The organism is Colwellia sp. BRX8-4, assembly GCF_014077345.1.
Taxonomy (GTDB): Bacteria; Pseudomonadota; Gammaproteobacteria; order Enterobacterales; family Alteromonadaceae; genus Colwellia_A.
Window position 1 is genome coordinate 27,874 of sequence record NZ_JACGVS010000010.1, and the last position, 12,544, is coordinate 40,417.

General features: G+C 37.5%; 10 protein-coding genes. 5 read left to right on the plus strand and 5 right to left on the minus strand.

The genetic code is table 11. From position 1 onward, the window contains the following. Window positions 1–18: 18 nt before the first annotated feature. Window positions 19–1,443 carry a bifunctional D-glycero-beta-D-manno-heptose-7-phosphate kinase/D-glycero-beta-D-manno-heptose 1-phosphate adenylyltransferase HldE gene (gene hldE, locus H4J56_RS10075; RefSeq protein ID WP_182244216.1) on the plus strand — a complete coding sequence of 475 codons (1,425 nt, stop codon included), beginning with the start codon at window positions 19–21 and terminating at the stop codon, window positions 1,441–1,443. A 118-nt stretch (window positions 1,444–1,561) separates the two neighbouring features. Here the strand turns inward: hldE and rdgC are convergent, their stop codons facing one another. Together rdgC and H4J56_RS10085 are read right to left on the minus strand one after the other, a co-directional pair. Beyond that, window positions 1,562–2,482, minus strand: coding sequence for a recombination-associated protein RdgC (gene rdgC / locus H4J56_RS10080; RefSeq protein WP_070375929.1), 921 nt, complete (start codon window positions 2,480–2,482; stop codon window positions 1,562–1,564). 135 nt (window positions 2,483–2,617) lie between these two features. Beyond that, window positions 2,618–4,363 carry a HAMP domain-containing sensor histidine kinase gene (locus tag H4J56_RS10085; protein WP_182216481.1) on the minus strand — a complete coding sequence of 582 codons (1,746 nt, stop codon included), beginning with the start codon at window positions 4,361–4,363 and terminating at the stop codon, window positions 2,618–2,620. Between the two features lie 318 nt (window positions 4,364–4,681). Between H4J56_RS10085 and H4J56_RS10090 the strand changes: the two genes are divergently transcribed. The 4 genes from H4J56_RS10090 to H4J56_RS10105 all read left to right on the plus strand — a co-directional run bounded on the left by H4J56_RS10090 (window position 4,682) and on the right by H4J56_RS10105 (window position 9,281). Further along, complete coding sequence (locus H4J56_RS10090; protein WP_182216483.1) at window positions 4,682–5,608, plus strand: porin; 927 nt, start codon at window positions 4,682–4,684, stop codon at window positions 5,606–5,608. A 197-nt stretch (window positions 5,609–5,805) separates the two neighbouring features. Continuing rightward, window positions 5,806–6,507, plus strand: coding sequence for a phosphate regulon transcriptional regulator PhoB (phoB, locus tag H4J56_RS10095; RefSeq protein WP_146796261.1), 702 nt, complete (start codon window positions 5,806–5,808; stop codon window positions 6,505–6,507). A gap of 48 nt (window positions 6,508–6,555) precedes the next feature. Next, a complete protein-coding gene (phoR, locus tag H4J56_RS10100; RefSeq protein ID WP_182216484.1) occupies window positions 6,556–7,851 on the plus strand; it encodes a phosphate regulon sensor histidine kinase PhoR in 1,296 nt (431 codons plus the stop codon). Window positions 7,852–8,315: 464 nt separating this feature from the next. Then, window positions 8,316–9,281, plus strand: a complete 966-nt coding sequence (locus H4J56_RS10105) for a PstS family phosphate ABC transporter substrate-binding protein (RefSeq protein ID WP_182216486.1) — start codon at window positions 8,316–8,318, stop codon at window positions 9,279–9,281. Window positions 9,282–9,621: 340 nt separating this feature from the next. On the opposite strand, the gene H4J56_RS10110 is transcribed toward H4J56_RS10105, so the two are convergent. From H4J56_RS10110 to ettA, 3 genes are all read right to left on the minus strand, one after another. Then, entirely contained in the window at window positions 9,622–10,119 is a 498-nt protein-coding gene (locus H4J56_RS10110) for a glycine cleavage system protein R (protein WP_182259269.1), read from the minus strand. A 36-nt stretch (window positions 10,120–10,155) separates the two neighbouring features. Beyond that, window positions 10,156–10,536 (minus strand): PilZ domain-containing protein, encoded by a 381-nt coding sequence (locus H4J56_RS10115; RefSeq protein ID WP_070375936.1) that lies wholly within the window; start codon window positions 10,534–10,536, stop codon window positions 10,156–10,158. A gap of 157 nt (window positions 10,537–10,693) precedes the next feature. Continuing rightward, a complete protein-coding gene (ettA, locus tag H4J56_RS10120) occupies window positions 10,694–12,373 on the minus strand; it encodes an energy-dependent translational throttle protein EttA (protein WP_070375937.1) in 1,680 nt (559 codons plus the stop codon). Window positions 12,374–12,544: the final 171 nt, after the last annotated feature.

A 12,544-nucleotide genomic window follows, 5' to 3' on the forward strand; every position in this document is an offset into this window, starting at 1 on the left:
AGAGTTAAGAGGCATAGGATGAAAGTAGACATTCCCGCTTTTGAGCAAGCAAGTGTGTTGGTTGTTGGTGATATTATGTTAGATCGATATTGGTACGGTCCAACACATCGTATATCTCCAGAAGCCCCCGTTCCTGTTGTTAAAATTAATCAAGATGAACATCGCCCCGGCGGTGCGGCAAATGTTGCATTAAACATAGCTTCTATTGGTGGAAGAGCGACTCTTGTTGGCATTACTGGCGATGATGAAGCCGCTCAGCATTTGAAAAAAAAGCTATCAGCATTAAATATTAATTGTGAATTTGATCAACAAGCTAATATTCCCACGATCACTAAATTACGTGTGATGAGCCGAAATCAGCAGTTGATCCGCTTAGATTTTGAAGAGTCTCTTAGCGAAGTAAATAAAAAAGTACTTGAAGAAAAAGTAGCTGCTCAATTGGTTAATCATGACTTACTCTTGTTGTCTGATTATAGCAAAGGTACGTTATCTGAGGTTCAAAATTTAATTGCTATAGCTAAAAAGCAAGGGAAAGCTGTTTTAGTTGATCCCAAAGGTACCGACTTTGAACGCTATCGTGGTGCAACATTACTAACGCCCAATCTATCCGAATTTGAAGCTGTGGTTGGCGCATGTAAAACAGAAAATGATATTGTCACTAAAGGTCAGGCACTGTTAGTGCACCTTGATTTAGAAGCAATGTTAGTGACGCGCAGTGAACAAGGAATGACCTTGCTCCGTCGAGATCATGACGAATTCCATCTACCGACTCGAGCGCGTGAGGTCTATGATGTAACCGGTGCCGGTGATACGGTTATTGCGACACTTGCTTTGGCTATTGCAGCAAAAGCTGAATATACCCAAGCGAGTGCTTTAGCCAATATTGCTGCCGGTATTGTTGTTGGTAAATTGGGGACATCAACCGTGAGCGAGACCGAATTATTAGCTGAAATATCGACAGGGCAAGAAAGTGGTTTTGGTGTTGTCAGCGAAGAGCAATTAAAAATTGCGGTTAAATTAGCAAAAGCTCGTGGTGAAAATATTGTCATGACCAATGGCTGTTTTGATATTTTACATGCAGGCCATGTTTCGTATTTAGCCCATGCAGGTACTTTAGGCACTCGTTTGATTGTTGCTGTTAATGACGATGCTTCTGTAAAAAGATTAAAAGGCAGTGGACGACCGGTTAACCCTACCGACAGACGAATGGCAGTTTTAGCTGGTTTAGGCGCTGTTGACTGGGTAGTGAGTTTTTCAGAAGACACCCCTCAACGTATTATAAGCAACATTCTCCCCGATATATTAGTTAAAGGGGGGGATTATAAAGTTGAAGATATTGCTGGCGGTAAAGAAGTGATGGCCAATGGCGGCACAGTTAGAGTACTTAACTTTGAAGAAGGTATTTCCACGACCGATATCATCAACTCTATTCGTTTGAAGTAGTCTACCTATTTTAGCGGTATTATTAACTCGATTGATACTGAAGTAATAAAGTGAAGCAATGAAAAAGCAGCTATATTAGCTGCTTTTTTCTTTAGAGACATCAGTAACCTAAAGCTTATTAGCTCTCTAAGTAGTCTGTCGCTTTAACATTGAATTCAGCCAGTAAGTCATTAATCAAACGATTAATTTCTCCAGCCATTAAGGCAAAGTCTGCATCAAGTTTTGCTATAACGTCGTCACTATCGATATCGTCATTTTGTTCTTGTAAGACATCAAAAAACTTTAAACGCTTAATCGCTAGATCGTCACAAAGAATAAACGACATTGCTTCATCCCATTCAAGCGCTAATTTCACTACGTATTTATCAGCGTCTAAATGTGTTTTAATTTCATCGCTATCAAGATCTTGATTTTTAACACGAACTACCGCACCATCATCGCCTAAGGCATGAAACTCTGCTTCCATACCTAAAGTAAAGTTGTCGCCAATACTTTTCTCGTTTAACCAGTCAGTCATCAATTCATCAGGCGCTTTTTCTGGTGAAACACTTGTTACGGGTAAAGTACCAATAACTTTGCGCAACAAGGCTAATAAATCTTCAGCTTTACCGCGGCTACCTGAATTTACAACAATAAGGTTATGCTCAGCATTAATGTAAGCATGGGTATCGGTAACACGAGAAAACGCCCGAGGTAGTAGTTCAAAAATGATATCTTCTTTAAACTGTTCTCTTTCTTTTTTAGTTGCGCTGCGCGCTTGTTCAACTTCAAGTTGCGCAACTTTTGCTTCAATCATATCTTTTACAACGGGAGCAGGAAGAATTTTCTCTTCTTTTCTTGCGCAAACTAAAAGGTTACCGTTAGCGGCATGAACCGTTGAATGGCCATGTTTACCCAAAGCATTTACCCAACCAAAATGCGATTGCTCTGTTGACCCACAAGGGGTGAATAAATGTTCAGCTAAGTGTTTTTCTAATTGATCTTCTGATAATGCAAAAGGGCGAGTAAATGTGAAAAAGTATAGGTTTTTGAACCACATAGAAGTTTCCTGCGCCGCTGGAACACTAAGTGCACCGGCTGATAAATTTTAAAAGAGCAATATAGTAACTTAAATATCAGCTATTAGCACTTACTTGCAGAGTCTTACCGTTAAGATATCGCAATGAAGAATTTTTTAACGCATATCATTAAATTCAATATCATAGCTAAGACCTTGTCCAACCTCAGAATGTGCGACTATTGTGCCATTCAATGTATCAGTAACTAATTCGTTAATGATATGAGTGCCTAAGCCTGTGCCTCCAGTACCACTTTTGGTGGTATAAAAAGGGTCAAATATTTGTGGCAATTTATTTTGAGGAACACCAACACCATTATCTTGGTAATGCAGATGTAGCCGTTCACCTTTTAGTTTTGCACTTATGGTAATCATGCCATTCTCTATACCATCAAAGCCATGGATAATAGAATTAATTATTAGGTTAGTAAATATTTGTGATATTGCCCCCGCATGGCAATAAATATCAATATTATCAACACAGTTTACGTTAACCGTATGTTTGGTTTTCTTTAATTTTGGCTGTAAAGATTGAATAATTTCATTTAGGTATTGTGCAACGTTAATCTTGCGTGTTTTATTACTTGTTTGATCAACAGCGACTTGTTTATAACTGGTGATCAAATCAGATGCGCGATTAAGATTGTTAAAGAGTAAATGTAAACTTTGGTCAGCATTTTTAGTGAAGTCATCTAATGAACGTTTGGTTAATTTTTGGTTGTCGACATCATTTTTCAATGAATTTAACAAATCTGATAAATAACTGGTTGAGGTAATACTGACACCAATAGGGGTATTAATTTCATGGGATATTTCAGCGGATAATTTTCCTAAAATAGCCATTTTTTCTGCATCAAGTAAACGTTCTTGCGCTTTTTTGAGTTCTAGAATCGAGTTTTTTAATTCTTGATTGGTCTTTGTTAAGGTTTGTTCTGTTTGGCTGCGGCGAATATTTTCAGCTTTTAACTGTTTTTGTTGCTCGATAAGTTCACGCTGTTGTTTATTCATTTCAAGCATGGTGGTACTTAGCGATGACGTTTTTTTAGCGACTTCTTGTTCTAATATTAAATTTTGATCGTCAAGTTTATGATTTGCCATTAATATCTCTTGCTTGGCGGTACTCAGTCGATTTTGATATTGCACCAGCTCATCGAGCAGATTGTTGTAAGCTCTTTGTAAAATGTTCAGCTCGTTATTTTCATAATTCATGGTATGAAGCTTTGATGCTTCGGGATCATCTATATCAAAATGGTTGATTTGTTCAGTAAGTTCATTAAGCGGATTTGTTAATAAGCTGGAAAAGGCGAGAGAAAATAAAATAACTAACGCGGCTGTTTTTACCATCGCATTACCGATTAAAAAATATATACCAACTTCAATACGATCGAAAATCACTTCATTACTTGATAAGAGAACGACGGTCCCCACTTTTGTTGTTCGACCAGAAAACTCAAAGATGAGTTGAAACGAATGGCCAAATAATCCTTCAGAAAAAGAGCTAATGGCAGTAGATTCACTATTTAAGGTTACTTTATCGGGTTGATTAAAAAGTTCACCCTCAGAAAACTCACCTAATTGTGCAATGATTTGGTCATTTTCATCGGTAACAACAATGCCTTTTATCATAGGAATGGCGACTAATCCCACAGCAATATCAACAGCTTGCTGTGTATTTAACTCCCAAACAGCACGTGTTAAACTGCTGCTAAATGTTTTTTCTAAGGTCAGTAACTCACTGTTTATGTGGCTCTTAGTGTTAATGTACTCAGCACCAATTTGCACGCAGGTGACAATAAAGGTTAAAACAAAATAAACCGAGAGCACTCGGGTCAATAGTTTTCGAGAAATGCTTGTTACCTTCATTTTATCTTCTTTATTATGATACCTAGCTTAATTCTAGACATTTTACGGTAGGTTAAAAGTATTTTCTGCTATATGAATGATTTTTATTCAATATAAGGTGTTTTATCTCTTTTTAAAGGAAATAATTTTTTCTTTTAAATTGCTGTGGTTTATACGAAGTCTTTCTTAGCTAAATTTATCAAATTGTCATAAACTTTTAAAAAATAATTCATAATGTCACAAAAATGTCATATAAATTAGGCAGAATATGCGGCAAATAATTAGTTAATTTAAATCGTTCTTAATATAAAAGACTCTGTCACCCAATAAGGTATATATATGAAAATTTCTTACAGCACTCTTGCAGCGGCATTATTATCAACTCTTTCTGTATCAGCGTTTGCTGGTGATGTTGATATCTATGGTAAAGCCAATGTTACAGTTCAGTCATCAGATGACGGTACTGGTACTTACTCTGAAGTTAAAAGTAACGCTTCACGTATAGGTTTTAAAGGTGGTCAAGATTTGGGTAATGGCCTTGAAGTTATTTTTAAAGCAGAGTTTCAAGTCGACCTTGATGGTGATAGTGACAAGGGTGATAGCATTACTGACCGTAATCAATACATTGGCTTGAAAGGTAATTTTGGTGAAGTATTGTTAGGTATTAACGATACTGTATTAAAACAGTCACAAGGCAAGGTTGATTTATTCAGTGATTTAAACGCAGATATTAAACAGCTCTGGAAAGGTGAGAACCGCATGAGCGACACGGTTACTTACAAATCGCCTAAGGTTAACGGTTTTCAACTGGGTGTTACTTATATTGCAGAAGATGAGGTTGATGGACAAGATGGCACCTCAATGGCCCTTTTTTATGGTGATAAAGCGCTTAAAAAATCTAAGATCTATGCTGCTATCGCGGTAGACTCAGAAGTAAAAGGTTATGATGCGGCCCGTTTAACCGTGCAGGGTAAACTCGCTGGCTTTACCTTAGGTGCTATTGTTCACAGACAAGAAAAAGTTTCTGATGGCAGTGATGTCGAAGGTTTCTTGTTTTCAGCAAAATATGGCTTTGATAAAATTACAGTTAAAGGACAAGTACAAACGGCTAATTATGATGGCGGCGATCACCGTTCAGGTATGACCGTTGGCGCGGATTACGCCTTAGCGAAAAGTACTAAACTTTTTGCTTTTTACACGAGTTTTGATCTCGACAATGAAGCTGATCAAGATTACTTAGCGGCAGGCATAGAATACAAGTTTTAATTAATTACCGTATTGTAAAAATATAAAAAGCGACTTTTGGTCGCTTTTTTTATAACTAGCGATGTAGATGAAGATCAATAAATTAAGCTTTTGGCATAAAGATAAATGAATTAAACTTGTTGTGTGTAATATAAATGTCATAAAAAGTTATCACAATGGTCAATAAGTAAAGTGTAGTTAGACAACGGGAAGTTTACATGAATAGACAAATATTGGTTGTTGAAGATGAAGCGCCGATCAGGGAAATGATTACTTTTGTATTAGAGCAAAATGGTTTTAATGCTATTGAAGCTGAAGATTACGAACAGGCAAAAGCAAAGATTGTTGAGCCTTATCCTGATTTGATTTTATTGGATTGGATGTTGCCAGGAGGCACAGGTGTTAAGCTTGCTAAATCATTAAAACAAAATGAATATACGCGGTCTATTCCTATTATAATGTTAACTGCCCGTGCCGATGAAGACGACAAGGTTAAAGGTTTTGATGCGGGTGTTGATGACTATGTTACTAAGCCATTTTCGCCGAAAGAGCTTATAGCACGTATCAAAGCTGTTATTCGCCGAGTTTCTCCTACCGCGCTCGAAGAAGCCATTGAATTTCATGGAATGAAACTTGATCCCATCGCCCACCGGGTTTCAATTAATGACCGGTCACTTGAGCTTGGACCAACGGAGTTTCGTTTATTACACTTTTTTATGACTCATACCGAGCGAGTCTATAGCCGTGAACAATTACTTGATAATGTTTGGGGGACGAATGTTTATGTGGAAGACCGAACGGTAGATGTTCATATTAGACGATTACGTAAAGCGATTACTGGCGAAGGGCATGAAGATTTTATTCAAACCGTTCGAGGCTCTGGCTACCGATTCTCCGGAAAGCTTAAAACGAGTGTGTAATACATAAGTATGCATTTTATTATTATATATAGGTAAAAACGACTCACTATGTATTTTCGTTTATCCGTAAAAAGTATTATCACGCGTTTACTGACTATATTGTCGGTAAGCGCGTTCTTTGGTTTTTTAATTGGCCAAACTCTCCTCGTACTCTGTATCAGTACCTTGGTTATTTTATGTTGGCATTATCACCATTTATTTAAACTTATTAAGTGGCTGTGGCTAAGTAAGTCACTCTCTCCTCCACAATCTGAAGGTATCTGGGGGAAAATATATGATGGCCTGTACCGACAAATTAGACAGCACCGCCACAAACAAAGACAGTTAAACGAAAGAATTAGAAAATTCAGGGATGGTGCTGAAGCATTACCTGATGCTGCCTTAGTCTTATCTGATGAACTGACTATTTTGTGGGGTAATAAAAAAGCTCAGCGCATTTTAGGCATTCGTTGGCCTAGTGATGTTGGTCAACGTATTGACAACCTCATCCGTTTTCCTGAATTCTCTAAATACCTAGAACTCGGTAATTTTGAACAACCCTGTCATATTATTTCACCCATTAACAGCGAATTACAGTTAGAGCTGCGCTTAATGGCTTATGGAAGTGACCAAGTACTCTTTCTTGCCCGAGACGTCAGTAAAATTAAAAGATTAGAAGAAATGCGGCGTGACTTTGTTGCCAATGTTTCTCATGAACTCAAAACACCGCTTACCGTGGTGCGTGGTTATGTGGAAATGATACTGACCACTGAACATGCGCTCGAGCCTCATTGGCAAAAAGCTTTTAGCACTATTGAAACTCAAGTATCACGTATGGACCGCTTAGTAGAGCAGTTATTAGTTTTATCGCGTGTAGAAAATCATGCCGATGAAGAAAATAAACAATTTGTTGATATGCCTAAACTAATTAAAACATTGGTCGACGATGCCACTTGGCTTAACCAAGATAAACAACACAAAATTACTGCTGATCTTAATGATGACTTATGGATTGAAGGCATAGATACTGAATTGAAAAGTGCGTGTGTTAACTTAATATCTAATGCTATTGCTTACACGCCTGCCCATGGTTCTGTTCACATTTTATGGCAACGAAGTGGTAACAAGGCTAAGTTTTCCGTTAAAGATAATGGTCCTGGTATTCGTCCTGAACACGTTAACCGGATCACAGAACGATTCTTTAGAGTAGACAAGTCACGTTCTCGTGACACCGGTGGTTCAGGGTTAGGTCTATCAATTGTTAAACATGTTTTACATCACCATAATGCCGAATTAGCCATTGAAAGCGAGTGGGGTAAGGGTAGTGAGTTTATTATTTACTTTGAAGCATTAAATAAAAAATAATCTTATGAACAGCACCTTATCCACTAGTGAATAAGGTGCTGATAGCGCTTTATTTGCTAAACGTGGCTTACTTACCAAGGTTAACTAACTTCAACACACGCTAAATTTTTATCATTATAATAATTATTGCCGCGGTATTTTTATCCTAATCTTTTATCTGAACATTCACGGCTTTAATGATGAACGCTATTATTTGATGTGTTAATTCTTATTTCGCCGTAAGTTCCAGTAATACTGCTCGTTATAAAGTCGTAGCTAGGGTCTAACTATTCGCCTTTATCTTTGAACGAAGGAGAGAAATTGATTTAATGTTGTTTATATACCCATATATTGATCACTGTAATATAAGTGTCATAAACCTTAAATATAATTGTCACATAAACTTTATATAGTGTTCATAAATTAATTAGCCCCAAACAAATTAATAATAATTTAATGGGACATCACTCTCAGTGGAGAATAACATGGGTTTTAAACGTGCTTTAGGCGTTATAGGTTTAGCAAGCTTGGTGAGTTTCTCATCATTAGCAATGGATAAAGATTTACCTGAATATAAAAAAGTCAGTGGTATTTCAGGTAACTTATCTTCAGTGGGTTCAGATACCTTAGCAAACATGATGACATTCTGGGCTGAAGAGTTTAAGCGCACTTACCCAAATGTGAATATACAAATTCAAGCCGCTGGTTCATCTACTGCGCCACCAGCATTAACAGAAGCCACTTCAAACTTAGGCCCTATGAGCCGTAAGATGAAGTCGCGTGAAATAGAAGCATTCGAAAAGCGTTACGGCTATAAGCCAATGGCTGTTCGTGTTGCTATTGACGCATTAGCGGTATTTGTTCATAAAGATAACCCTATTAAAGGATTACGTATTGATCAAGTCGATGCTATTTTCTCAAATAACCGCAAATGTGGTGCTGATAAAGATGCAGACCGTTGGGGCGACTTAGGTTTAACAGGTGACTGGGAAGCAAAAGACATTCAACTTTATGGTCGTAACTCAGTTTCTGGTACTTACGGTTACTTTAAAAAGAAAGCCCTTTGTAAAGGTGATTTTAAAAACACAGTTAATGAACAACCAGGCTCAGCTTCAGTTGTTCAATCAGTATCTTCTTCACTAAACGGTATTGGATATTCTGGTATCGGTTATACAACTTCAGGTGTTCGTGCTTTAGCTTTGTCTAAAAAAGGTGACAACTATGTTGAAGCTAATATGGCGAATGCTATATCGAAAAAATACCCACTATCTCGTTTCCTATACGTTTATGTAAATAAGCATCCAAACAAGCCATTAGCGCCAATGGATGCTGAATTTTTAACTATGGTACTTTCTAAGTCGGGTCAAAAGATTGTTGAGAAAGATGGTTATATTCCATTACCGAACTCAGTTGTTCAAAAAGAATTGAAAAAATTAGGTATTAAGCTTTAAGAAAAAGCACTAGTACCACTTTGAAAAGGCCTGGCTTATGTCAGGCCTTTTTGTTTCTATTGCACTGGTAAATCCCTAAAGGTTCATCAAACTCTTTAGGGGAGGTAAGGCCATTTTCAGTTAATACTTATTTTTAGTTTTTTAGTTTAGTAGCTAGGAGTTAACAGTAATTTTACGGGAGCATTATTGAAGGGGAAAGAGGGGGGGTCTTGTTTACTCGATCCTTTTTAACATTAGGGTTAAGCCAGTCTATGAATAAAATATCACGGTATTATTAGCCCAAAGAGGTATTGATAAGTGGGCTAATAATACCGTGTAGATTAAGTTACTATTCAACAGATTAACGAGAAATATCAATCATTAAATCGTCAGCAAGATCTTCTAATGCATTTATTAAGCTTGGTGTTTGTTCTTTATTAACCGCTAAGGTTATTTTTGCTTTAAATAGTGGCTGGCCAGTATGTGGCGCATTATCTTGCTCACTGACAAGCTTTATCATGTTACCGCCTTGATGGTGAATAACCGCAGATATTTCTTCTACAATACCTTCTCGATCGTTTGCTGTTAGCTCTAAAACTACCGGTGACTCATCGTTTATTTGGCTAGGGGTAGTCTTTTCGATAATGACTTTAAAACCGTCCAGTGTGGTAATTGCATGAGTTAGGGCTTCACATTGAGCTTGCGCTACCGCTATTTCAAGTACACCAGCAAAACAGCCGGACAAATGATGCAAACTGCTGGTTTGCCAGTTACCTTGGTGTTGTTTAATGACTTTGGATAAGGTTTCGACTAAACCAGGACGGTCTTTGGTAATAAATGAAATAACTAAGTGATTCATAATGTTCCTCTATAAAGCAAGGCGATTGTCATCATATTAAGCAAGGCGTGATAATTGTGAAAGTTCTTTATGTAACTGGCTTTCATCACCTAAATTTAATTCAACTAACCGTCTTAAATGGGTGACACTGTCAATATCGATAGCATTACATTGCAAGCCTACTTCACACTGTAAACCTAGCTTGTCATTTTCTTCATGAACGACAGCAATATGCATTTCAACGATTGATTCGCCATTAACTAAGTCAAAATGTAATAAGCCTAACTTACCTTTTAATGACTTTTCAGCTTTAGGCATAGTGACCAAAGCGCCATTAAGTGAAATGTCGTGGATAGTAACTGGATAATTCTGCTGTTCAACCTCTAATATCGCATTGATTGAAAACAAAACTCGCGTGAATTGACGTCTATTTTCCATTGCTTAAGTTCAAATTATAAATGGGTATCTTTAGCATAGCTCCCTTTTAGCAAAAAGGCACTTTATTCGTGTGGATTTTTATAAAACCACAAAAATAAAGTGCCGATAACTATTTAATAACTAATAGGTAATTTAAAAATTATCTATTAGCTTTAGGTTAGCCAATTTTTTTGTATCTAATTCTGTGAGGCTCAGTAGCTGCAGGGCCCAATGTTTTCTTTAACCAAGCTTCATAGTCAGTAAAATTACCTTCATAGAAGTTGATTTTACCTTCATCACGGTAATCTAAAATGTGAGTTGCAATGCGATCAAGGAACCAACGGTCATGCGAGATAACCATGGCACAACCTGGGAACTCTAACAACGCTTCTTCAAGCGCACGTAAGGTTTCAACATCAAGATCGTTGGTTGGTTCATCAAGCAGTAATACGTTACCGCCGGTTTGCACTAGTTTAGCTAAATGAACTCGGTTACGTTCACCACCAGACAACTCACCGATGATCTTTTGTTGATCGTTACCTTTAAAGTTAAAACGGCTGACATAAGCACGGCTTGGAATTTCAAAATTACCAATTTGTAATATCTCATGGCCTTGAGATATTTCTTGGTAGACGGTTTTACTATTGTCCATGTCATCACGGAACTGATCTACACTGGCAAGTTTAACCGTATCACCTAGCTCTACATTACCCGAGTCTGGTTTTTCTGCGCCTGACATTATTTTAAACAATGTTGACTTACCTGCGCCGTTTGGTCCGATAATGCCAACAATAGCACCTTTTGGCACACTAAAACTTAAGTCATCAATGAGTACTCTGTCACCAAAAGATTTTGTTAAATTATTAACATCTAAAACCTTATCCCCTAGACGAGGTCCAGGTGGAATGTAAAGTTCGTTGGTTTCATTACGTTTTTGATGATCTTGACTATTAAGCTCTTCAAAGCGCGCCATACGGGCTTTACTTTTTGATTGACGAGCTTTCGGATTTGAACGCACCCATTCAAGTTCTTGCTTGATGGTTTTTTGTAGTGCACTTTCACCTTTACTTTCTTGTGCAAGACGTGCATCTTTTTGTTCTAGCCATGAAGAATAGTTACCTTCATAAGGAATACCGTGCCCTCTATCAAGCTCTAGAATCCAACCCGCTACATTATCAAGGAAGTATCTATCATGGGTAATTGCTACCACAGTGCCTGGGTAATCGTGTAAGAATCGCTCTAACCAAGCAACAGACTCAGCATCTAAATGGTTAGTTGGTTCATCAAGTAATAACATGTCTGGTTTTTCGAGCAATAAACGACAAAGCGCAACACGACGGCGTTCACCACCACTTAGTACCGCGATTTTTTGATCCCATTCAGGTAAGCGTAAAGCATCAGCCGCACGTTCTAAAACGTTATCAAGATTATGACCATCTTGCGCATTAATAATATCTTCTAAATCGCCTTGTTCTTTGGCTAAGGCATCAAAATCAGCGCCTTCTTCTGCATATTCGTTATAGACTTGGTCTAAACGAGCCATAGCATTTTTAACTTCAGCAACCCCTTCTTCAACAGCTTCACGCACTGTTTGGCTTTCATCAAGTTGAGGCTCTTGCGGTAAGTAACCAATTTTTGTACCGGCTAAAGACGTTGCTTCACCTTCAAAATCTTTATCAACACCTGCCATAATTCGAAGCAGCGTTGATTTACCTGAACCGTTTAAACCTAAAACACCAATTTTAACGCCAGGGAAAAATGAAAGACTAATATCTTTAAGTATTGTTCTTTTAGGTGGAACCACTTTTGATACGCGGTTCATCGACATGATAAATTTATCTGGTAATGGTTGTGCCATGAAAAACCTTATTATTTGAAGGAAAAATTAACTTGTCGATATTTTAGGTTAAAGGGGCTGGGCAAGCAAATGTGTTTGAATCGTTTTAGTACTGGTGTTTAAAAAAATCGCTTTGTAGAGAACAAACTGGTTTTAAAAGAGAGCTTTTAAAACCAGTCATTCGATCTCACC